The organism is Bacillus sp. B19-2, assembly GCF_022832475.1.
Classification (GTDB): domain Bacteria; phylum Bacillota; class Bacilli; order Bacillales; family Bacillaceae; genus Bacillus; species Bacillus paralicheniformis.
Window position 1 is genome coordinate 597,591 of sequence record NZ_JALHKQ010000002.1, and the last position, 23,709, is coordinate 621,299.

General features: G+C 44.9%; 25 protein-coding genes. All 25 read left to right on the forward strand.

Annotated features, from left to right (window positions below):
* Positions 1-8 precede the first annotated feature (8 nt).
* The 25 genes from flgL to MST20_RS10250 all read left to right on the forward strand — a co-directional run bounded on the left by flgL (position 9) and on the right by MST20_RS10250 (position 23,681).
* Positions 9-920, forward strand: coding sequence for a flagellar hook-associated protein FlgL (gene flgL / locus MST20_RS10130; RefSeq protein WP_165428217.1), 912 nt, complete (start codon positions 9-11; stop codon positions 918-920).
* 49 nt (positions 921-969) lie between these two features.
* Positions 970-1,536, forward strand: a complete 567-nt coding sequence (locus MST20_RS10135; RefSeq protein ID WP_243941942.1) for a DUF6470 family protein — start codon at positions 970-972, stop codon at positions 1,534-1,536.
* 21 nt (positions 1,537-1,557) lie between these two features.
* A complete protein-coding gene (fliW, locus tag MST20_RS10140; protein ID WP_243941944.1) occupies positions 1,558-1,989 on the forward strand; it encodes a flagellar assembly protein FliW in 432 nt (143 codons plus the stop codon).
* Positions 1,983-2,207: a carbon storage regulator CsrA gene (gene csrA / locus MST20_RS10145; RefSeq protein ID WP_003185697.1), complete on the forward strand. Its 225-nt coding sequence runs from the start codon at positions 1,983-1,985 to the stop codon at positions 2,205-2,207. Before fliW ends, csrA begins: the two co-directional genes overlap by 7 nt.
* Positions 2,208-2,341: 134 nt before the next feature.
* Complete coding sequence (gene hag / locus MST20_RS10150) at positions 2,342-3,178, forward strand: flagellin Hag (RefSeq protein ID WP_243941946.1); 837 nt, start codon at positions 2,342-2,344, stop codon at positions 3,176-3,178.
* Positions 3,179-3,362: 184 nt separating this feature from the next.
* On the forward strand, positions 3,363-3,704 hold the full coding sequence (flaG, locus tag MST20_RS10155) for a flagellar protein FlaG (protein ID WP_243941948.1): 342 nt from the start codon (positions 3,363-3,365) through the stop codon (positions 3,702-3,704).
* Between the two features lie 18 nt (positions 3,705-3,722).
* Positions 3,723-5,204, forward strand: a complete 1,482-nt coding sequence (locus MST20_RS10160; protein WP_243941950.1) for a flagellar hook-associated protein 2 — start codon at positions 3,723-3,725, stop codon at positions 5,202-5,204.
* A gap of 18 nt (positions 5,205-5,222) precedes the next feature.
* Positions 5,223-5,624 (forward strand): flagellar export chaperone FliS, encoded by a 402-nt coding sequence (gene fliS / locus MST20_RS10165; protein ID WP_020453103.1) that lies wholly within the window; start codon positions 5,223-5,225, stop codon positions 5,622-5,624.
* Entirely contained in the window at positions 5,624-5,965 is a 342-nt protein-coding gene (gene fliT, locus MST20_RS10170) for a flagellar protein FliT (protein WP_243941952.1), read from the forward strand. Before fliS ends, fliT begins: the two co-directional genes overlap by 1 nt.
* A gap of 9 nt (positions 5,966-5,974) precedes the next feature.
* Entirely contained in the window at positions 5,975-6,352 is a 378-nt protein-coding gene (locus tag MST20_RS10175) for a DUF8042 domain-containing protein (RefSeq protein ID WP_020453101.1), read from the forward strand.
* A 242-nt stretch (positions 6,353-6,594) separates the two neighbouring features.
* Positions 6,595-7,155 (forward strand): ribosome hibernation-promoting factor, HPF/YfiA family, encoded by a 561-nt coding sequence (hpf, locus tag MST20_RS10180; protein ID WP_243941954.1) that lies wholly within the window; start codon positions 6,595-6,597, stop codon positions 7,153-7,155.
* A 160-nt stretch (positions 7,156-7,315) separates the two neighbouring features.
* A complete protein-coding gene (gene secA / locus MST20_RS10185) occupies positions 7,316-9,841 on the forward strand; it encodes a preprotein translocase subunit SecA (RefSeq protein WP_243941956.1) in 2,526 nt (841 codons plus the stop codon).
* A gap of 63 nt (positions 9,842-9,904) precedes the next feature.
* A protein-coding gene (prfB, locus tag MST20_RS10190; protein WP_096748347.1) for a peptide chain release factor 2 occupies positions 9,905-11,006 on the forward strand; the annotation gives its coding sequence in 2 pieces (ribosomal slippage) (positions 9,905-9,976 and positions 9,978-11,006; 1,101 coding nt in all).
* Between the two features lie 201 nt (positions 11,007-11,207).
* Positions 11,208-12,062 (forward strand): YitT family protein, encoded by an 855-nt coding sequence (locus MST20_RS10195; protein ID WP_243941958.1) that lies wholly within the window; start codon positions 11,208-11,210, stop codon positions 12,060-12,062.
* Positions 12,063-12,110: 48 nt separating this feature from the next.
* Complete coding sequence (gene cccB / locus MST20_RS10200; RefSeq protein WP_043926672.1) at positions 12,111-12,437, forward strand: cytochrome c551; 327 nt, start codon at positions 12,111-12,113, stop codon at positions 12,435-12,437.
* Between the two features lie 350 nt (positions 12,438-12,787).
* Complete coding sequence (gene ftsE / locus MST20_RS10205; protein ID WP_003185670.1) at positions 12,788-13,474, forward strand: cell division ATP-binding protein FtsE; 687 nt, start codon at positions 12,788-12,790, stop codon at positions 13,472-13,474.
* A complete protein-coding gene (gene ftsX / locus MST20_RS10210) occupies positions 13,467-14,357 on the forward strand; it encodes a permease-like cell division protein FtsX (protein ID WP_065644265.1) in 891 nt (296 codons plus the stop codon). The genes ftsE and ftsX overlap by 8 nt, the downstream gene beginning before the upstream one ends.
* 92 nt (positions 14,358-14,449) lie before the next feature.
* Positions 14,450-15,700, forward strand: a complete 1,251-nt coding sequence (locus tag MST20_RS10215) for a murein hydrolase activator EnvC family protein (protein ID WP_243941960.1) — start codon at positions 14,450-14,452, stop codon at positions 15,698-15,700.
* Between the two features lie 190 nt (positions 15,701-15,890).
* A complete protein-coding gene (locus MST20_RS10220) occupies positions 15,891-16,841 on the forward strand; it encodes a LytTR family transcriptional regulator DNA-binding domain-containing protein (protein ID WP_243941961.1) in 951 nt (316 codons plus the stop codon).
* Positions 16,842-16,995: 154 nt separating this feature from the next.
* Positions 16,996-17,844 (forward strand): ABC transporter ATP-binding protein, encoded by an 849-nt coding sequence (locus MST20_RS10225; protein WP_243941963.1) that lies wholly within the window; start codon positions 16,996-16,998, stop codon positions 17,842-17,844.
* Complete coding sequence (locus MST20_RS10230; protein ID WP_243941965.1) at positions 17,844-18,539, forward strand: ABC transporter permease; 696 nt, start codon at positions 17,844-17,846, stop codon at positions 18,537-18,539. Before MST20_RS10225 ends, MST20_RS10230 begins: the two co-directional genes overlap by 1 nt.
* 322 nt (positions 18,540-18,861) lie before the next feature.
* On the forward strand, positions 18,862-19,920 hold the full coding sequence (locus tag MST20_RS10235; protein ID WP_243941967.1) for a tartrate dehydrogenase: 1,059 nt from the start codon (positions 18,862-18,864) through the stop codon (positions 19,918-19,920).
* A gap of 127 nt (positions 19,921-20,047) precedes the next feature.
* The gene (ctpB, locus tag MST20_RS10240; protein WP_243941969.1) at positions 20,048-21,466 is read left to right on the forward strand and encodes a carboxy-terminal processing protease CtpB; all 1,419 of its coding nucleotides are present in this window, start codon (positions 20,048-20,050) and stop codon (positions 21,464-21,466) included.
* Positions 21,467-21,818: 352 nt separating this feature from the next.
* Positions 21,819-22,172 carry a swarming motility protein SwrAA gene (gene swrA / locus MST20_RS10245; RefSeq protein ID WP_003185659.1) on the forward strand — a complete coding sequence of 118 codons (354 nt, stop codon included), beginning with the start codon at positions 21,819-21,821 and terminating at the stop codon, positions 22,170-22,172.
* 273 nt (positions 22,173-22,445) lie between these two features.
* On the forward strand, positions 22,446-23,681 hold the full coding sequence (locus tag MST20_RS10250; protein ID WP_481747901.1) for a PDZ domain-containing protein: 1,236 nt from the start codon (positions 22,446-22,448) through the stop codon (positions 23,679-23,681).
* The last annotated feature ends 28 nt before the right edge of the window (positions 23,682-23,709 follow it).

Consider the following 23,709-nt stretch of genomic DNA (forward strand, 5'->3'; position numbering starts at 1 on the left):
AGAGATTCATGCGGGTAACCCAAGGGATGATCGCAAAAAACTCTTTGCGCTACATCAATTCAAGCTATGGAAAGCTGGATAAGCTTCAATCCCAGATTTCGTCAGGAAAAAAGATTTCAAAGGCGTCCGATGATCCCGTCATCGCAATGAAAAGCCTGAAGTACAATACGCAATTGTCCCAGGTTAAACAATATCAAAGCAATGCCTCCCAAGCTTTTACATGGCTTGAAAACACGGAAACGAACATTACAGAAGGCATTGATATCATGGGGAAAATCAGGGAGCTGACCGTTAAGGCTCAAAACAGTACAAACGGCGAGGATGAACTAAATGCGATCGGAGTCGAAATCGGCCAACTGAAAGACCAGCTGATTCAGATCGCCAATACGCAGGTCAACGGCCGCTACCTCTTTAACGGTACGAACTCTGACGTCGCTCCGATCACAAAAAACGCCGATGGCACTTACACATACAACTTTGAAAACTATACAAGCAGTTCTGACGTCAACATCAATGTTTCGCCAAACGCAACCTTAAATGTAAACTCAAATCCAATTTCGGCTTTCGGCGGGCAGTCAGGCAGCGGACAAAATGTGTTTGAAATGATTGAGTCTCTCGAGAGTGCCTTAAAAGCGGGAACAATGGAAGGAATGGAAAACGTCCTCTCAGATATAGACCAGTTTTCCAATCAGATGAGTAATGAGCGGTCTGATATCGGAGCGCGCTACAACCGGCTCGAATTGATCAATTCACGGCTGAGCGAGCAGGAAGAGACGGCGACAAAAGTTTTGTCAGACAACGAAGATGTTGAGCTTGAAGAAATCATTACTGAATTTATTACACAGCAATCGGTTCACAGAGCTGCACTTGCCGTAAACGCGAAAATCGTTCAGCCGACACTGGTTGACTTTTTAAGATAAAAGCGACTCTAGCCGAGTTGCTTTTTTTCAGCAAAAGGAGGATATCATAATGGAGATGCCTAGGCTGATCATGCAAAATATCCCCGGCCGCATCGGTTTAACAACGACGCCGCCGGACTTAAAAATGGAACAGCCGCGCGCCGAATTGAAAATCGAGCAGCCGCCGGCTGAACTGGAGATGACAACTACCCCTTCGAAGCTCACGATTGATCAGACGAAAGCTTGGGAAGACTTAGAAAGAAAGCATATCTTTAAAAGGATTGAAGAAGGGGCGCAGCAGGGCTATCAGGATTGGCTTGCCGGAATGGCTCGAACCGCTGAAGAAGGGGACGAGATGATGCGGATCGAAATCGAAGGCAATCCGCTTGCAGACCAGGCGAGACGAATCAGCGAGCCTGAACCGATTCAAATCGGCGTTCATTTTACGCCGTCATTTGACAGGGTGAAGATCGCATATGAACCGGCTAAAGTGAACATTGAAGCGACGCCGCGTAAGCCTGTTATCGAAGCAACGCCGAATAAACCGGTTGTTAACTATACGCCGGGTAGTGTGAAGGTTGACATGCTCCAATATCCGGAGGTAAAAATAGATGTGGAATACCCAAAACAAAAGTAATTCAGCAAAGGATCGTGAATGATGATCATTAAAACGAAGTATCACGGAGAAACGCACATTCAAGAAGATCAGACGATCGTGTTTAAAAACGGCCTGCCCGGATTTACAGGCGAGAAAAAGTTCGTCATTCTGCCGCTGTCCGAGGATTCGCCGTTTGTCGTCCTTCAATCGGTGCAGTCTGAAGAGCTGGCATTCATTGTCGCCAGTCCGTTCGTCTTTTTCAAAGATTATGGCTTTGATCTTGATGAAACAACGGTTGAACTTCTTGAAATCGAATCTGCCGAAGATGTTGAAGTGATGGCGATTTTAACGATCGAAGAGCCATTCGAGAAATCAACGGCCAATTTGATGGCGCCGATTGTGGTGAACCGAAAAACAATGCTTGCCAAACAAGTGATTTTGCATGACTCTTCTTATCAGACAAAGCAGCCGATAGGAGGGGAAGCATGCTAGTCTTATCCCGCAAGCTCAATGAAGCGATTCAAATCGGAGACGATATCGAAGTGAAAATTATATCCGTTGACGGAGACCAGGTGAAAATCGGCATTGACGCGCCGAAGCATATCGAAATTCACCGCAAGGAAATCTATTTGGCGATCCAGGAAGAAAACAGCCGGGCCGCTTCCATCTCAAACGATTTGCTTGCGAAATTATCCTCACAAAAAAAGTGAGGATTTTTTTATTTTTGCTATAAACAAATGAAAGGGAGTTCCGATATAAAGTATGTAGCAGGAAGGACAGCCTGAATGCTCCAAAATATGCACATGGACGTGCAATCAAACACATTTCAAGGAGGAAATACACAATGAGAATTAACCACAATATTGCAGCGCTTAACACGCTGAACCGTTTGTCTTCAAACAATGGTGCAAGCCAAAAGAACATGGAGAAGCTTTCTTCTGGTCTTCGCATCAACCGTGCCGGAGATGACGCTTCTGGTCTTGCGATCTCTGAAAAAATGAGAGGGCAGATCAGAGGTCTGGAAATGGCTTCTAAAAACTCTCAAGACGGTATCTCTCTTATTCAAACGGCTGAGGGTGCATTAACTGAAACACATGCGATCCTTCAACGTATGCGTGAGCTTACAGTTCAAGCTGGAAACACAGGTACACAACAACCTGAAGACCTTGCAGCAATCAAAGATGAAATGGACGCGCTTGTTAGTGAAGTTGACGGAATTTCAAATCGTACTGAATTCAACGGTAAAAAATTACTTGACGGATCTGAAGCGACAGGGTTTACTTTCCAAATCGGAGCGAATAACGGCCAACAATTAAATGTTACGATCGATAGTATGAGTGCTACTGCGCTTGGTGTAGAAGCTGCAACTGTTGATGTTACTGGTTTTGATGGAACAGCAGCAACTTTTGATCCTGTATTAACAGCTGTTGACTCAGCTATTACAAAAGTATCAGCTCAACGTTCTAAACTTGGTGCGGTTCAAAACCGTCTAGAGCACACAATCAACAACTTGAGTGCTTCTGGTGAGAACTTAACAGCTGCTGAGTCTCGTATCCGTGACGTAGACATGGCGAAAGAAATGAGCGAGTTCACGAAGAACAACATTCTTTCTCAAGCTTCTCAAGCGATGCTTGCTCAAGCGAACCAACAGCCGCAAAACGTTCTTCAGTTGCTTCGTTAATTTTAAAAGGATCTTGGCTTATGCCAAGGTCTTTTATTATATTGGACCAGGAATCCTTTGCAGGGATTCTTTTTTTATTTAAAGCGCTTTGGCCATTCTCATAATTTTTTTCCATAAAGATATTTAATCTCATTCGCCCTTAGCCGATATAAGATTTAGATCATAGCATAGGGGATGGTAAAAATTGTCGATCGGTAGATTGTCATCTTTAGAACCCATAATTGATGCTTACAAAACACAGATGGTGAATAAGCAGTCTGAAGCTGTGGAACACCCGCAGCAGACGGACGCTGCAGAATTTTCATTTGCCCAGCTTGAAAAAACTGTAGAAGGTGCAAACAATCTTTTGGAGCCGTCTCAAGTTCATCTTCAGTTTGTACTTCACGAAAAATTGGGAGAGTATTATGTGAAGGTCGTGGACAATCGGACAGAGGAAGTCGTCCGCGAGATCCCTCCTAAACAATGGCTCGATTTCTATGCGGCGATGGCTGAATTTATGGGATTAATTGTCGATAAAACTACATAGAACAGGAGTGTTAATGATATGGCGATCAGAATATCAGGTTTAGCTTCAGGTATGGATATTGATGATATTGTCAGCAAATTAATGAAGACGGAGCGCGTTCCGCTTGATAAGCTCACGCAAAAGAAACAGACTTTGGAGTGGCAGCGCGATAGCTATCGTGAAATCAATACAAAAATTAAAGATTTGCAGGAATCAATCAACCTTATGCTTCGTCCTAGTACATACGGCGCGAAAAAGGTGACAAGCTCTAACGAGTCGGCGGTTACGGCAACAGGTACCACGAATGCGGCATCAGGCACGATTCAAATCAACAAACTGGCAACCGCTTCCACTTATAAATCCTCTAGTCTTTCAGGGTATACCGGGAGCGATCAAACGTTAACTTTCCAAGTGACAGCTCCTGGAGAAACGACTGCGAAAAAGGTTGAAATCAGTGTCAGCAGCACGGATACGCTGGATGACATCGTTTCCAAATTTAACAAATCAAATTTGGGCGTAACCGCTATGAAAGAAAAGATTTACAACGGGACTGAATATGTTGAAACGATCGCTTTATCATCAAAAACAACAGGAGCGGGTGGCAGCATTCAAGCTGATGATGCTGCGACAGCGAGCTTTATGACAGATCAGCTCGGATTTGCGCTTGGTGCTGACAATAAATTGACGGCTAATCAAGAGGGAGAAAACGCCGAGGTTGTCATCAACGGGATGCAGCTCGAAAAGACAACGAACAACTTCACTGTTAATAATGTGACGTACCAGCTGAAGAACACGACAAACAGCCCTGTTTCAATTGATGTAGCCACTGATGTGGACGGCATTTATGATAAGATCAAAGACTTTGTTACAAAGTACAATGAACTGATCGATATGACCAACGGCAAGCTCATGGAAAAGAAATACCGCGACTATACACCGCTTACAGAAGAACAAAAAGCGGATATGACGGAAAAGCAAATTGAGCTGTGGGAAGAAAAAGCGAAAAGCGGATTGTTAAGAGGTGACACGATTTTAAGCGGTGCCACCAACCAAATGCGGACTGATTTTTATTCCAATGTGTCTGTGAACGGAGAGTCACTGCAGCTTACTCAGTTCGGGATTTCGACTACAAGCGTTTACAGTCAGCGCGGTCATTTAGAGATCAACGAAGAAAAACTGAAAGCGAAAATTAAAGAAGACCCTAGCAGTGTGGCAAACCTCTTTATGGCGGGAACGAGCAGCACGGAAAATTACAATGAAAAAGGTATCATGAGACGTCTCCAAACTGTTTTAACCAATACGAAAAAGCAGATTGAAGATAAAGCCGGAAATTCAACAATGGCAAACAATCAATTTTCGATCGGGAAAAACTTGAATACAGTTGAATCTGACATTTCGTCAATGAACGCCCGCCTGAAACAAGTCGAAAATCGCTACTACACTAAATTCACGGCGATGGAAAAAGCGATTCAAAAAGCGAACGAACAATCGACATACTTATTACAAATGCTTGGACAATAATATTGTGGAGGATCAAGAATGGCTTTAAACAACCCGTATGCAGCTTATCAGCAAAATTCAATCAACACGGCGACTCCTGGAGAATTGACGCTTATGCTATTTGACGGCTGCCTTAAATTTATGAAGCTGGCGAAACAGGCGATTGAACAAGAGGATATGGAAACGAAAAATACGAACCTTGTCAAAGCTCAAAAGATTATCCAAGAGCTCAATATCACCCTTGACCGGAAAGTCGAATTGGCCGCATCAATGGGGGCAATGTACGAGTATATCCACCGCCGCCTGGTTGAAGCCAACATTCGCAATGACAAAGATATCGTGACGGAAGTCGAAGGGTATGTCAAAGATTTACGCGATGCCTGGAAGCAGGCGCTTCAAATCGAACGGCAGGGCCGGTTCGGATCGGGCGGGCTGGCGTAATGGAAAAGATTGAGCTGTTGTACAGCGAAACAAAACATATGCTCGCTCAAATAAAAGACGTCCCCGAAAGCGATGAGCTGGTTCAGGCAATTGAAGATTTTCTTGAAAAACGCGATGGCTTGATCAAAGAGATCAAGCCGCCTCTTTCTGAGACAGAAAAACAGCAGCTGCGGCAGGTGACGGATATGGAGCCATTGCTCATGGCCGAACTGAAAAGGCTGCAGCAGGCTGTCAAACAGGAGCTGCTTCAGGTGAAGCAGAAGCGTGCCATGCATCATTCCTATATCAATCCGTACGCCAACATGACGATTGACGGCACATATTATGACAAGCGCAAATAGGTGATCGCTTTGACAAGCACCGATGATTACATGCTCTTAACGACTTATTATCAGCTTTTGTTTACGATTGAAGAGGGGTTTTGCTATTTAATAGAAGCGAATCAAGATTTGGCGAAGACAGAAGGAGAGCGGATTTTTAACGATTTAATCTATGCTTTTTTTCAGTTGGATTCGTCGCACGCTGTATTGCTGTCGATTTTGGAGACAAGCTGTGCCAAATCTTCGATCCGTTTTTTTGACAGAGTCTTCCGTGAGTTTGACAGTCTGATTTATTACAATTATCCGTCTGCTGAATTTCAGCATGACTTAACCCATCATTTTTTACCGCTTTATCGGGAATGGATGAAAACGATCCACCAATGCATGAGACCTTACGTTATCCATTGACGGCATACACCGGACCGGCTTCTGCAGGTGTATGCCATATTTTTTTATAAAGCAAAAATGGCGTTCTGTTTTTATGCGCATGTGAATATATTTAAGATTTAATAAAGGGGTTCAAATGACAGGAGACAATCTTCGTCAAAATTCACGGATTTTTCACATAATTTTTACGTTTATGCAGGAATTCAGCAGGGAAAAGACGAAATGTATTTACATATCCTTAATATAAAGGAGGCGTTCTTTTGATGGAGTACAACGTCAGAGGAGAAAACATTGAGGTAACACCAGCGTTAAGAGAACACGTCGAGAAAAAAATTGGAAAGCTAGAGCGTTATTTTGAAAATAACGTTGATGCGATTGTTCACGTCAACTTGAAATTCTACAACGATCAGGAATCTAAGGTGGAAGTGACAATTCCAATGACAGACCTCTCTCTCCGTGCGGAAGTTCACCACGAAGATATGTACAATGCAATCGATCTCGCAACGAACAAACTGGAACGTCAAATTCGCAAGCATAAAACAAAAGTGAACCGGAAATTCCGCGAACAAGGTTCTCCGAAGTATGTTTTTGCCGAAGGGAACGGCATCGGAACGGCCGTGCAGGATGACACTGAGGATGAACAGCCGCAGGTTGTCCGTCAAAAGCGCTTTAATTTAAAACCGATGGATAATGAAGAAGCGATTTTACAAATGAATATGCTTGGACACAGCTTCTTTGTATTCACGAACGCCGAAACCAATCTGACCAATGTGGTATACCGAAGAAACGACGGAAAATACGGTTTGATCGAGCCGAACGAATAAATATATCAAGTCCCCTCCCGGATCTTCCGCAGAGGGGATTTTTTCCGTTTCCCCGCGGTAAATTGTTTGGAAATGACAAAAGGTATGATATGATATTGCATATATAAAAATTACTGTTTACTCATACTTAAACAAGGAAATTAAAGAGGAGCGTTATTCTATGCTTGGAATTTTAAATAAAGTGTTTGATCCGACAAAACGCACGCTCAGCCGTTATGAAAAGAAAGCGAACGAGATTGATGCGCTCAAGGCAGATATAGAGAAGCTTTCAGACGAAGCTTTGAAACAAAAGACAATCGAGTTCAAAGAGCGCCTCGAAAAAGGCGAAACAGTTGACGATCTTTTGACTGAAGCGTTTGCCGTTGTCAGGGAAGCTTCCCGGCGTGTGACAGGCATGTTCCCGTTTAAGGTTCAGCTGATGGGGGGCGTTGCCCTTCATGAAGGGAATATCGCCGAAATGAAAACCGGGGAAGGTAAAACGCTGACTTCCACAATGCCCGTTTATTTGAATGCCTTGTCAGGGAAAGGCGTTCACATCGTGACGGTCAACGAATACCTGGCGAGCCGCGATGCTGAAGAGATGGGAAAAATCTATGAATTTCTCGGGCTGACAGTCGGCTTAAACCTGAACAGCCTTTCAAAAGACGAGAAGCGTGAAGCCTATGCAGCCGATATTACGTACTCTACGAATAATGAGCTTGGCTTTGACTACTTGCGCGACAACATGGTGCTTTATAAAGAGCAGATGGTTCAGCGTCCGCTGCATTTTGCGGTCATCGATGAAGTCGACTCGATTTTGATCGATGAAGCAAGAACGCCGCTCATCATTTCCGGACAAGCGGCCAAATCCACAAAGCTGTACGTTCAGGCCAATGCGTTTGTCCGCACATTAAAAGCGGATCAGGACTACACATACGATGTGAAAACAAAAGGCGTTCAGCTGACTGAAGAAGGGATGACAAAAGCCGAAAAGGCATTCGGCATCGAAAACTTGTTTGATGTCCGCCATGTCGCCTTAAACCATCATATTGGCCAGGCGCTCAAAGCCCATGCGGCGATGCATAAAGACGTCGACTACGTCGTCGAAGACGGCCAGGTCGTTATCGTCGACTCTTTCACAGGCCGTCTGATGAAAGGCCGCCGCTACAGCGACGGGCTCCACCAGGCCATTGAAGCGAAGGAAGGGCTTGAGATCCAAAATGAGAGCATGACGCTCGCGACGATCACCTTCCAGAACTATTTCCGCATGTATGAAAAATTAGCCGGAATGACGGGTACGGCAAAAACGGAAGAAGAAGAATTCCGCAATATATACAACATGCAGGTTGTATCGATTCCGACCAACAAGCCGATCGCCCGCGATGACCGCCCGGATTTAATTTACCGGACTATGGAAGGGAAATTTAAAGCTGTTGCAGAGGATGTCGCCCAGCGCTATATGGTCGGCCAGCCGGTTCTTGTCGGTACGGTTGCGGTGGAAACATCTGAATTGATCTCAAAGCTGCTTAAAAATAAAGGAATTCCGCATCAAGTATTAAACGCGAAAAACCACGAGCGGGAAGCCCAGATTATCGAAGATGCCGGGCAAAAAGGCGCGGTCACCATCGCGACGAACATGGCGGGCCGCGGTACGGACATCAAGCTTGGCGAAGGCGTAAAAGAGCTTGGCGGACTGGCCGTCATCGGTACTGAGCGCCATGAATCACGGCGGATTGACAACCAGCTGCGCGGACGTTCAGGCCGTCAGGGGGACCCTGGTATCACCCAATTTTATCTTTCCATGGAAGATGAATTAATGAAACGCTTCGGCGCAGAACGGACGATGGCGATGCTTGACCGCTTCGGAATGGACGATTCGACGCCGATTCAGAGCAAGATGGTTTCAAGAGCGGTCGAATCTTCACAGAAGCGTGTGGAAGGCAACAACTTTGATGCCCGTAAGCAGCTTCTGCAATACGATGACGTGCTCCGCCAGCAGCGTGAAGTCATCTATAAACAGCGCTTTGAGGTCATCGATTCCGACAACCTCCGCTCCATCGTCGAAACTATGATTAAAGCTTCACTTGAGCGGGCTGTTGCTTCATACACGCCAAAGGAAGATCTGCCTGAAGAGTGGAATCTTGACGGCCTTGTCGAGCTTGTAAATGCGAATTTCCTTGATGAGGGCGGAGTGGAGAAAAGCGATATTTTCGGAAAAGAGCCTGAGGAAATCACAGAGCTCATTTATGACCGCATCAAGACGAAATACGATGAGAAAGAAGAGCGCTACGGCTCTGAACAAATGCGCGAATTTGAGAAAGTCATCGTTCTCCGCGAAGTGGATACGAAATGGATGGATCACATCGATGCGATGGATCAGCTGCGTCAAGGAATTCATCTGCGCGCTTACGCTCAGACAAACCCGCTCCGCGAGTATCAGATGGAAGGCTTTGCAATGTTTGAAAACATGATCGCGGCCATCGAAGATGATGTAGCCAAATTCGTCATGAAGGCTGAAATCGAAAACAACCTTGAGCGCGAAGAGGTCATTCAAGGACAGACAACAGCTCATCAGCCGAAAGAAGGCGATGAGGAAAAACAAGCGAAGAAAAAACCGGTCCGCAAAGCGGTGGATATCGGACGCAATGATCCTTGCTACTGCGGAAGCGGAAAAAAATATAAAAACTGCTGCGGAAGAACAGAATAAAAAGAGGTGCTTAGCCTCTTTTTATTTTGAACCGGCTGAAATATATGATGAGGTGAAAGAATAATGGAATTGGCAGAAATCAGACAGGAACTTGAAAATATGGCTACTCGGTTAGCGGACTTCAGGGGGTCTCTTTGACCTCGAAACAAAGGAAGCAAGAATCAGCGAACTAGACGAGCAGATGGCTGACCCTGACTTTTGGGGAGATCAGCAGAAAGCGCAGACGATCATTAATGAAGCGAATGCGTTAAAAGACTATGTCAACACGTACAACAAATTGAGCGAATCTCATGAAGAATTACAAATGACGCACGATCTTTTAAAAGAAGATCCTGACCAAGACCTGCAAAATGAACTGGTCAGCGAGCTGAAAAGCTTAACAAAGCAGTTTAACGAATTTGAGCTGCAGCTGTTGTTAAGCGAGCCGTATGATAAAAACAATGCGATCCTTGAGCTTCACCCGGGAGCCGGCGGCACCGAATCACAGGATTGGGGTTCAATGCTTCTGAGAATGTACACCAGGTGGGCAGAGCGCCGCGGATTTAAGGTGGAAACCCTTGATTACCTCCCAGGGGATGAAGCGGGAATCAAGTCTGTCACTCTCCTGATCAAAGGCCACAATGCCTACGGCTATTTAAAAGCCGAGAAAGGCGTGCACAGGCTCGTCAGAATTTCTCCGTTCGACTCATCAGGGCGCAGGCACACGTCGTTTGTGTCTTGTGATGTCATGCCTGAATTTAACGAAGAAATCGACATTGAGATCCGCACGGAAGATATTAAAGTCGATACGTACAGGGCAAGCGGCGCCGGCGGCCAGCACGTTAATACGACAGACTCCGCAGTCAGGATCACCCACCTGCCGACAGGCGTCATTGTCACTTGCCAAACGGAGCGCTCCCAAATTAAAAACCGCGAACGTGCCATGAAAATGCTGAAGTCGAAGCTGTATCAGCGCAGAATCGAAGAGCAGCAGGCACAGCTTGACGAAATTCGCGGCGAACAAAAAGAAATCGGCTGGGGAAGCCAGATCCGTTCATACGTTTTCCATCCGTATTCCCTAGTGAAGGATCATAGAACGAACACGGAAATGGGGAACGTGCAGGCGGTTATGGACGGAGACATTGACTCTTTCATCGACGCATATTTGCGTTCCAAGCTTTCCTAAATTGAAGAAAGACACATCCATATTGTGAGATGTGTCTTTTTTTTGCGGGTAAATCCTCCTGGATATGTGCAGCCTAAGCCGTAAGAAGCTTTGTCCCTCTGCCGCTTTATCCGATTAATACGTTATTTGGCTGTTATTTACTTACAATAAGCTAAATGCTATACTCTCGATTGGTAACGAATCGTGCGGAGGATGACAGACATGAAGATGAACAAAACGAGATATCAATTGTTTACGGTGCTGCGTGACTACGGCTATATCCTGTTTGGATCAGCTGTCGTCGCTGTGACATTTAATATGTTTCTGCTTCCCAACCGGATTGCAGCCGGCGGAGTCAGCGGCATCAGCACCATTTTGCAATCGTTCGGCTTTGAAGCCGCCTATGTGCAATGGGCATTTAATATTCCTTTATTTATTGCCGGGGTTCTCATACTCGGAGGAAAATTCGGCATTAAGACGCTTGTCGGGTCTGTTTTTCTCCCGTTTGTCGTATATATGACGCGGGACATTGCTCCGGCGACAGAGAATCCGCTCTTAGCCGCCATTTTCGGCGGTGTCGGCATCGGAGTCGGAATCGGGATGGTCTTTCTCGGAAGGGGTTCGACTGGCGGGACTGCGCTGGCTGCGCAAATCATTCATAAGTACACCGGGCTTTCGCAAGGCAAATGTTTGGCGCTGATCGACGGAACGATCGTCCTGTCGGCGATGTTTGTTTTTAACATCGAACAGGGACTGTATGCTATGCTTGGCGTTTATATATCAAGCAAAACCATCGATGTCATCCAGGTCGGGCTGAACCGTTCCAAAATGGCGATGATCATTACCAACAGGGAAGAGGAAGTTCGACATGCGGTACTGAATAAAATTGACAGAGGGATTACGAAAATATCAGCGGTCGGAGGCTATACAGATGATGAGCGGCCCATTCTGATGTGCGTGGTCGGCCAGACCGAGTTCACAAAGCTGAAACAACTCGTGAAACACATTGATGAGTCTGCATTTGTCATTGCGATGGATGCTTCAGAGGTGCTTGGCGAGGGTTTTAAACGCGCGTAATCGAGGTTATAATAAAGGTTGACTTGTTAAAGGAGCTGACTTGAAAAAATGAAAATGAAGCTGTTTACTCTGTTTATGGCTGTTTCTTTTGTGCTGGCTGCCTGCGGCGGCAATAACAACGAAAGCAAAGAGAAAAACACAGGCGGGCAAGCAACTGCAACGGACGGGGAAGAGATTTACCAGCAAAACTGCACAGGCTGCCATGGTAAGGATTTGGCCGGCGGTTCCGCCCCGAGCTTGAAAGAGGTTGGCGGCAAGTATAAGGAAGGCGAAATTAAGGACATTGTAGTCAACGGCCGCGGCGGGATGCCTGGCAATCTTGTAGACGAAAAAGAAGCTGAAGCGGTCGCGAAGTGGCTTTCAGAGAAAAAATAAGAATGCCTTGCCGGTCAGGAGGCGAAGAGAACCTTCTTCACATTCGGGTGAAAAAGGTTCTTTTTTTGTTGAAAAGGTCTTTATACCTATTGAAAAATGAAGAAAAACAAGTTCTTTTATCTCAGAAAAGGCCCAAAGTACAAATTTTTTGTCTGATTTTGCGTTTTTCCTATAACTTATGTCAGCATTGAAACAAAACTGTAATATCATTTTGTCTAATCTTGACGTATAATGGGTGTTGTTGAAAAAGGGCTTGAATCAATACCATTTATCGTGAATTTAGCAGGACACAAAACGACATGTCCTTTCGAAGAGTATGACCGTATAAACATAGAAGATTAGGTGATTACATGATCGAAATAAAAGATGTATATAAGACTTATTCCAACGGGGTCTCGGCGCTGAACGGAATAAGCATCTCTATATATCCCGGAGAATTTGTTTATGTTGTAGGACCGAGCGGAGCAGGAAAATCAACCTTCATTAAAATGATTTACCGCGAAGAAAAGCCTTCCAAAGGGAAGATTGTCATAAACAATAAAAATTTGGCGCAGCTCAAAGAAAAAGAGATTCCTTTTATCAGAAGGAAAATCGGCGTTGTATTCCAGGACTTTAAACTGCTGCCGAAGCTGACGGTGTTTGAAAATGTTGCATTTGCTTTAGAGGTCATCGGGGAGCGTCCAGAGGTGATCAGAAAAAAAGTGCTTGAAGTGCTTGATCTTGTCCAGCTGAAACACAAAGCAAGGCAATTCCCTGATCAGCTGTCCGGGGGAGAACAGCAGCGGGTTTCAATTGCACGGTCAATCGTCAACGACCCTGATGTCGTGATCGCAGACGAGCCGACGGGAAATCTTGACCCTGAGACGTCTTGGGAAATCATGAAGACGCTCGAGGAAATCAACAACCGCGGAACAACAGTCGTTATGGCGACTCATAACAAAGAAATCGTAAACACCATGAAGAAACGGGTCATCGCAATCGAAGACGGGGTCATTGTGCGTGATGAAGCTAGAGGGGAGTATGGTTCTTATGATTAGAACTCTCGGACGGCATTTGCGCGAGAGCTTAAAATCTCTCGGGAGAAACGCGTGGATGACTTTCGCATCCATCAGTGCTGTAACTGTTACACTTATCTTGGTCGGCGTGTTCATGGTCATCATGCTGAACGTATACAATATGACATTAAAAGCCGAACAGGAAGTTGAAGTCAAAGTGCTTGTTGACTTGACGGCCAACCAGGATCAAAAAAATACATTGGAAAAAGAAATTAAACAAATACCGGAAATCAGCAGTGTCAAATACTCATCTAAAGATGAAGAGCTGAAAAACCTGAAAGACAGCTTTGGCGAAGACGGGAAATTCTTTGCGATGTTCGAGCAGGAAAACCCGCTGAACGATGCGTTTGTCGTAAAGACAACAGACCCTCAAGACACGCCGAAAGCTGCCAAGAAGCTAGAGAAGCTGACCAACGTCTATAAAGTGACATACGGGCAGGAGCAGGTAGACCGCTTATTTAAAATCAGCGGTGTAACCAAAGTAATCGGGATTGCATTGGTTGTCGGCTTGCTGTTTACGGCGATGTTTTTAATCTCTAATACGATCAAAATCACGATTTTTGCAAGACGCAAAGAAATCGAGATTATGAAACTTGTAGGCGCAACAAACTGGTTCATTCGCTGGCCATTCTTCATTGAAGGTCTGCTCTTGGGCGTATGCGGTTCTATCATTCCGATCGCTATTTTGCTCGGAACGTATCATCATGCCGTTCAGTGGATCGCTCCGAAAGTTCAGGGCACATTCATACAGCTCTTGCCGTACAATCCGTTCGTCTTCCAGATTTCAGCGATCCTTGTGCTGATCGGAGCCGTTATCGGTGTATGGGGAAGCTTGATGTCGATTCGCAAATTCTTAAAAGTTTAAACCGGCGCTCTCGCCGGTTGTATCATGTTTAAAGCTGGGATGCCTGCAAAGCGCCGGGCTCCCTTGATTCTGAAGGCAAGGAGGAACCAAGGTTGAAAAGAAAGCTTATGACGCTGGGGCTGACCGCTGTGCTCGGATCGTCAGCAGTGCTGATCCCCTTAAAAAGCAACCATGCTTTAGCTTATGAAGACTTGGAGAAAAAAAAGAGCGACGTTCAAAGCAAAAAATCTGAAAACGAGTCAAAACTCGAAAAAAAGAAACAGGAGCTTTCAAAGCTTGAATCAAAAGAAGCAGGCCTGAAAAGCGAGATCGAGAAAATCGACCGTCAGATGACGGACACGAATGAAAAGCTGGAAAAGAAAAACGAAGAAATCGACCAAACAAAGAAAAGCATTGAAGAGCTGAAAAAGCAAATCAAAAAGCTTAAAGAAAAGATTGAGAAACGCAATAAAATATTGAAAGACCGGGTTCGCTCCATGCAGGAAAACGGCGGTTCCGTTCAATACATAGATGTGCTTCTCGGCTCGAAAAGCTTTGGGGATTTCATCAGCCGTGCGGGTGCGGTTTCGACAATTGTCGAAGCTGATAAAGACCTGATGGAAGAGCAAAAGCGCGACCTTCAGCTTGTTGAGGAAAAGGAAACAAAGCTGAGCAAGGATCTTGAAAGCCTTGAAAAAGCGCTCAAAGACCTGGAAGATTTAAAAAAGACGCTCGCCAAGCAGCAAAAAGAGAAAGCAAACGTCATGAAAAAAGTGAAGCAAGATAAAGATCACGCGCATGAAGAACTTGGTTCACTCGAAAATGAAGCAGAAATTTTAAAGCGTCAGAATGAAGCGATCAAAGCTGAAGAGGCGCATCGGAAAAAGCAGGAAGCTGAAGCGAGCCGCCGGGCTTCAAGCGGCCAATCGGAAGCCTCTTCTTCTAAACCGTCGGCACCAAGCAGCTCAGGCTTTATCCGTCCTGCTTCCGGCACATTTACTTCCGGGTTCGGAAACCGTTCGCTCGGGAATCACTTCGGAGTAGATATCGCCAAGCGCGGTTCAGGTGTTCCGATTCATGCGGCAGCCGCCGGAACGGTCTATAACGCCCATTACTCGTCCAGCTACGGCAATGTTGTGTTTATTACCCATAACATCAACGGGCAAACATATCAGACGGTCTACGCTCATATGTCTTCGATTAAAGTGCAGACAGGCCAGCGTGTTGAACAAGGACAAGTGATCGGAACGATGGGAAATACAGGCCAATCCTACGGGCAGCATCTTCACTTTGAAATGCATAAAGGCCTTTGGAACAACGCGAAATCCAATGCTGTTGACCCGGCCAATTATATACCGCTTTAAAAATGAAAGCCGATTCGTCCGGAAATGGACCGAATCGGCTTTTTGTCATTTAAAAAGTGGCTCCATCTTTTTTTCTGGAGATTTTGCTATGGAATCATTAAGCCAAAAAAGTAGAATAAACTCCAAAGCACTTCATGGTATACTAAATTAATCTTAAAAAAGAAGATCTGTTTGAACAGGAGTTTACATGATGACACAATTTACAATTCATGAAGAGATGATAAACAGCGAGTCGCTACCGCCATTTACGCTTACGATCGAGGATACTTATGCCGCGACAGTATATAGTGATACGGAGATGCAGGCCGAACTGGTAAAGGTGCTTGAGAACAATGGCAAATGGACCGTTTTTGATCAACAGGAAGGCTTGTATCAGCGCCTGACGGTGGAGGAGAATATCACTTTTTTTCATAAATGGTTCGGCTGTGACACGCCATTGCCTGAAATTCTTGTGCTGTTTGAATTACAAAACTGTGCCAAAAAAACGCTGCATAAATGTTCGGAATCTGACATTCGCCGTGTCTATTTTGCTAAGTATTTCATGAGCGGTGTTCAGCCGATGATTTTCCGCGAGCCGATCCATGGCGCTGATGTCAGAACAATGAATACTTTTATGAACATGCTGCAAAAATTGAGGGATCATCACATACCTGTCATGATCTTAGTATCCAATATGGAGCACGCTCTGCTGCTTGGGGATATCGCATACAAACTTCAGAAAAATGGTATACAGCAAATCGAAATCATCGAAGCAGAAGAAAGTGCGTCGGAAGCTAAAAACATTGGAACAGCGGCGACTGCAAATTTTTTCAAGGTTCCGGCAAAAGTCGATGACAAGATGATATTATTTGACCCCTTGGAGATTGACTACATCGAAAGTCAGGATGGCAAAGCGATGATCGTTGTTCAGGATGAATCATATGCGATGGATTCCACACTGGCAGAAATCGAGAAAAAATTAGCGGTTTATGGATTTTATCGATGTCATCGTTCATATATCGTCAATTTACAAAAAGTCCGTGAAATCATTACATGGTCTAAAAATACATATTCACTGCGAATCGATAACAAATCCCAGTCGACGATTCCTTTGTCACGAACGAAAATACAAGACATTCAGGAAAAATTCAGTCTGAAATAGGTACCGTTCACCCCAAACAAACAGCATTTGCACGTATTTTACAACTGAAGACAGGTACAGTTTACATTCGTGATGGTACATTCCGTTCTCATATTACGGCATCAGCTGGTTATATCCGTTACGATGAGAGCAGCTAATCGAAGGGGGTATTCAGTTGGAATATGCAATGAAAGTAACAGGAATGCGGAAATCGTTTGGACGACACACAGCTATAAAAGATGTCAGTTTTCATGTGAAAAAGGGTGAAATTTTTGGATTGCTTGGACCAAGCGGATCTGGCAAAACAACAACGATTAAAATCTTAACGGGAGAACTTGGACAATCGGCGGGTAAAGTTATGGTACTCGGGATGGATTCATCCCGGATTGGAACAGCCGATTTTAAATCCAAGGTCGGGATATTATCTGATAACAGTTCACTATATGAGCGACTGACGATCTATGATAATCTGAAATTATTTTGTAAATTGTACCATGCTCCGTTAAGTCAAATCGATGTGATTTTGCGTGAGGTTAACCTGCACGATCAGCGAACGAAAACGGTCTCGAAGTTGTCAAAAGGGATGAAACAGCGTGTACTACTGGCTAAAGCACTCATTCATAAACCTGAACTGGTATTTCTGGATGAACCAACATCTGCATTGGACCCGGGAAATATAGCGCACATTCACCGTGGACTAAAGAAGCTGAATGAAGCGGGAACAACCATTTTCCTGACAACTCACAATATGGAAGAAGCGAATCAATTGTGTGACCGTGTTGCGTTTTTGCACAAAGGTGAAATAGTGGAACTGGATCGTCCGGATGAAATCCGTTACAAGTACTCGACGCACGCATTTCATGTTGAAACATTTGATGGAGAACGGATCGTCATCAAAAATAAACCAGAGAATGCGGATCACATTAAGGAATTGATGATCAATAATCGAGTGAAATCAATGCATACGGACAATCCGACGCTGGGCCAAATCTTTTTGAAAGTGACTGGGGAGGAGTTGGTATAATGAATATTCAACGTATAAGTGCCATCTTTGAAAAAGATATAAAAGATTTTATGAAAAATATGATGCTATTGATGATGCCGGTAATCCCGATTATATTATCGCTTTTATATGGGCGGATGAGTGGTGGTAAAGAGCTCCCTATTTTTGTCATGTATATCATTGTAGGGGTAACGTATACATCGGTTACTTCAAGCGGCATGATGACAATGATGGCGGAGGAAAATGAAAAGAAGACATTACGCGGTCTGATTCAGTCACCAGCGTCGTTTCTGGATATCATTGTCGGCAAAAGTCTTGTGACCGGATTGATGACTTTGATTTCCCTTGTCGTATCACTCATCATCGTTGGTTTTGACCCGTTCCTTAATGTCAGAGCGCTTCTTGGGTTGATCTTATTGTTCTTATACTTTTTATTGCTTGGCATTGGTATAGGCCTATTTTCCAAGTCAATCGCTGCAACGTCTGCATATATCATGCCAGTGATGTTGCTGTTCGGGTTTACACCGATGATTGAATTTCTTGGCTTGGATAAAGACAGTATCATCATTAAAGTTGCCGATACTTTTCCAATTATGCAAGCGATTGAAATACACGAAACCAGCTCCTGGCTGCCGCTCGGTATTATAGCTGTTTGGGTTCTAGGCGCAGCCCTGTTTATGTATGTTTGTTTTAAGAAGACGATGACAGACGATTAATGGGGCTTTTTAATAAGGCTGGGGAAACCCCGCCCATCATGGTATTGAAGTGAGGCTGGAAAATGTGTTCCTTTTCCAGCCTCATGCAGCTGCATTGCGATAAGAGTGCAGCTTTTTTTATTTCGTCTTTTTTACATATGGTATTTCTTCACCATCCAAGGCTGCGTGTACATCCAGTGAAGGCCAACAAAGCTATTGTTACACTGAAAATAAACAATCCCCTCCTTTACTCTCTTAAAATCATCTTGTCAGAAAATAACACAAGGTATAGAATGAAAGTGACATCTGTCGACAGTCGACTATTTAAAAGGGGGATGATCTAATGAAAGTATTCAACATTGCCAGCATACCCGGTGACGGAGTAGGAAAAGAAGTCGTACCTGCTGCACAGCGAGTTTTGAAAGCGGTTTCCGAGGTTCACGGGGGACTCTCATTTCGGTTTACTGAGTTTCCATACAGCTGCGAGTATTATTTGGAACACGGGGAAATGATGCCCGATGACGGTATGGAGCAGCTGAAAGAGTTCGACAGCATCTTCCTTGGAGCGGTAGGAAACAGCAAGCTTGTCCCCGATCATATTTCACTATGGGGGCTGCTCATTAAAATCCGCCGCGAATTTGAACAGGTCATCAATGTTAGACCAGCAAAATATTTGCAAGGAATCAAGTCTCCGCTGGCCAATCCAAAAGATTTCGATCTCCTTGTCGTCAGGGAAAACAGTGAAGGGGAATACAGCTCGATCGGAGGGAGAATCTTCAGAGATGAAGATGAAATCGCCATTCAAAATGCAGTTTTTTCAAGAAAAGGGGCGGAGAGGGCGATGCGCTTTGCATTTGAGTTGGCGGCTAAACGGAAAAAGCATGTCACAAGCGCAACAAAATCGAACGGAATCGTTTATTCAATGCCTTTTTGGGATGAAGTCTTTGCGAACACGGCAAAAGACTACCCTGGTATTACCGCTGATTCGCAGCACATTGACGCGTTGTCGGCCTTTTTTGTAACGAAGCCGGAGAAGCTTGACGTCATTGTGGCCAGCAACTTATTCGGCGATATTTTGACCGATATCGGGGCGGCGATTATGGGAAGCATAGGCGTGGCGCCGGCCGCCAATATCAATGTAAACGGCAAATATCCGTCCATGTTTGAGCCTGTGCACGGCTCTGCCCCGGATATTACCGGCAAAGGAATTGCAAACCCGGTCGGCCAAATCTGGACGGCTAAAATGATGCTTGATCATTTTGGAGAAGAAGAACTCGGTGCCAGATTGCTTGACGTGATCGAAGACGTTCTAAAAAGCGGTTACTTGACGCCTGATATCGGCGGTTCAAGTACGACGGATGAAGTGACAGAAGAAATCATCAAGCGGGTGAGGTCCATATAAGCAAAAGCTCTCGGTTAATCCGGCATTTTTTTGCTGTGAATGGAAAAACGATTACATGATACGGGCGGTTTTGGCGCATACTACTTCAAGCAACAAAACATAGTGCAGGCAGAAGAGGAGGTATAGGATGAATCAGAAGATTGCACGGCTCATCATTGCGCTCAGCCTGTTATGCGGCTTGGTAACAGGCGCCGGCCCGATTCCGTTTCATGATGTCGTTCCAAAAGTATCAGCGGCTGCCGCCAGAAACGAATTGGAGAAAATTGAGAAAGCATATGACCTGATTTCAAATGAATATGTGGAGCAGGTCGACAGGGAAAAGCTGTTGGAAGGAGCCATACAGGGCATGCTTTCAACATTGAATGACCCATACTCGGTTTATATGGATAAACAGACGGCAAAGCGGTTTTCAGATTCCCTTGATTCCTCTTTTGAAGGAATCGGCGCAGAAATCGGAATGGAAAACAGAAAAATCATTATCGTTTCTCCTTTTAAACAGTCTCCGGCAGAGAAAGCCGGATTAAAGCCGAACGATGAAATCATCAGCATCGACGGCGATTCCATGGCCGGAATGGATTTGAATGACGCCGTATTAAAGATCAGGGGCAAAAAGGGATCGACGGTTACGCTGAAAGTTCACCGCCCCGGCATGAGAGATCAGCTGACATTTACGATTAAGCGCGATGAAATTCCGCTGGAAACGGTATTTGCTTCCATTAAAAAAGTACAGGACAAACCTGTCGGCTATATCGCAATATCTTCCTTTTCCGAACATACGGCAAAAGATTTTACTGCTGAACTGAAAAAGCTTGAGAAAAAGGGAATAAAAGGGCTCGTTTTGGATGTAAGAGGCAATCCGGGCGGGTACTTGCAAAGCGTTGAAGACATTTTAAAACATTTTGTGACAAAAGATCATCCGTATATACAAATCGCCGAAAGAAACGGAAATAAAAAACAATACTTCTCAAAATTAAAAGAGAAAAAACCATATCCTGTGAGCGTGATTACGGACAAGGGCAGCGCTTCAGCGTCGGAAATTCTTGCTGGTGCATTAAAAGAAGCCGAGGGCTACGACGTGGTGGGCGATCCTTCCTTTGGAAAGGGAACCGTCCAGCAGGCGGTTCCGATGGGAGACGGAAGCAATATTAAGCTGACGCTGTACAAATGGCTGACACCTAAAGGAAATTGGATCCATAAGCAGGGAATTCAGCCGACCGTTCCAGTCGCCCAGCCCGCATATTTCTCAGTGGGGCCTGTACAGTTGAAGGAGCCTCTCAAGCCGGATATGAACAACAATGAAATTAAGCGGGCGCAGCACCTCCTGAAAGGCCTCGGGTTTGTCCCTGGCCGGGAAGACGGCTATTACAGTGAAGGCACAAAAAAAGCTGTCATGGCGTTTCAGGCAGAAAACAAGCTGAAACAAACGGGCATTATTGACCAAAAAACGGCAAATAGAATGAACCTGCGGATTGAAGAGAAAAAGATGAAAGAAAAGAACGACCTTCAGCTGCAAACCGCATTAAAAGTGCTGTTTAACAAAAAGTGAGGATACAGGATGTCCTCACTTTTTTTATTCTCAGAAAGTAAATTCTCAACCTTTTTACCTAAAATTTTTGTTTTTTCATAAAAAAAACATTCATAATGAATAGAATTGACCCGATAACATAAGTGTATGGGAGACTTTATAAGGATGTAAAGATGCAGTAAAAATGTAACTTTTGCAAGTTGTATAACTAAGGAAAACTTTTTAAAATAGAACCAAAGCTTTTTCAAGAATTATAATGTGTGCATTTTTTTTGCGGAGAATGTTAGCGCTGTTTGCGTTCTTCGTCTCTGTTGGTGGAGTCGTCTGACGCTTGCGCTTTTCTTATATATAAATAATAAATGGGGGTACACGATTGAAGAGGGCAAGTATTGTGAGAGAGAAAAAATACTATGAATTAGTGGAGCAGTTAAAAGTTCGATCACAAGACGTTACGTTTTCCGCTACAAAGGCAGTAGGATTGCTTATGCTGTTCAGCAGATACCTCGTAAACTACACTTCGGTCGAAAGTGTAGAGGATATCAATGAGGATTGCGCGGAACTTTATTTCAACTACTTGATGGACAACCACAAGCGGCTCGGCATCAATCTGACCGATATCAAGCGGTCAATGCAGCTGATAGGAGATATTCTAGATGTCGAAGTCAATCATTACCTGAAAGACTTTTCTTTGTCGAATGTGACGCTTTGGATGAGCCAGGAGAAATAAACCTCACGTTTACCATACCCAAGCATTTTATTATTTGTTAGAATAATAATAAAATGCACCAGCTTGCCTAAAGGTGCCAGCATTTGTCGTCACGAATGCGCTTGAAAAGCACCGGCGTTAAAGCATCATGACGAAAGTTTCTGCGGCTGACGGCTCAGGCATCCCGCCTGAACGGCCGCCCGTCATTTCCTCGTGCCGACGCTTTAGACAAGCTGGGTTTCCCTAAAATATCCAACGTTAAAAAGCTGCCGTATTTAAGGCGGCCTGAAATGCTTGGCTGAGGCGGTGAACGTTCCCTTGTCAGTTGAAGAAAGCTTAATTGAACTTTTAAAAGGAGCAGGATTGTTTTTTCTGCACCCGCTCTTCTATTTTATGATGATCATAAGTCTTGCTTACGGCTATGCCCGGATCAAACGTGAAAGAAAGACGTTTCATACGCGTATTGAAGATATTTATGACGAGTTTAAGTTTACATATTCCAAAGGACTCTTGGCAGGACTCGTGCTGTCCATTGTTTCGTTCGGCTTAGGGCTGTCTCTCCCGATGGGTATGCTGGTTTTAATAGCGGCGGTCAGCGTTGCCGCAGCTTTAACTTTCAGACAGAGTCTGCTGTCAGCGGCATATACGCTTGGCGTGAGCATCGTCGCCGGTTTATGTATTGAATACACCGGTTTCGGAGCGCTTGACGCATTTCTTCCGCAGCTGTCCCTCGCGAATTGGCCGGCTGCTGCCGTCCTGCTCGGACTTCTGTTGGTAGCGGAAGGAGTGCTCGTCTACAAAACGGCACATATCAAAACTTCCCCTGCGATCGTCATGAGCAAAAGGGGGCTCCCGATCGGCCAGCAGATTGCGGGCAGAACCTGGCTTTTGCCGTTGTTCATTCTCATTCCGGGACATGCGATCGAATCATCGGTTCCGTGGTGGCCCGTTCTGTCATTTAACGGCGGCTTTGAGCTCCTGTGGATTCCTTATTTCATCGGCTTCGGTCAAAGAGTTCAAGGATCGCTTCCGATTGAAAGCATTAAAATTACAGCGAAGCGCATCAGCGTGCTTGGTATCATCATTCTGCTGGTCGCGGCCGGAAGCGTATGGTGGACGCCGCTTGCCGCCCTTGCCGCCGGAACGGCGATCGCAGGAAGGGCCTTTTTATCATGGAAACAGCGGATGAACGATAATTCCGCCCCTTTCCATTTTTCAAAGAGAGACCAGGGGCTCGTGGTGCTCGGGGTTATTCCGAACACGCCGGCAGCCGATCTCGGTCTCAAGATCGGCGAAATCATCACGAAGGTCAACGGGATTGCAGTGAAAAATGCGGCGGATTTCTACGAAGCGCTTCAGAAGAACCGTGCTTTCTTCAAACTTGAAGTCGTCGGTTTAAACAATGAAATTCGTTTTGAACAAAGAGCTTCATATGAAGGAGAGCATCATGAGCTTGGCATCATCTTTGTAAAAGAAGAGGATGCTGCAATGAAGCATGCTGAGGCAGCCGCCTCACAAGAAACAGAATAATTGATGTTAATAAAGCGCCGCTTTTTCG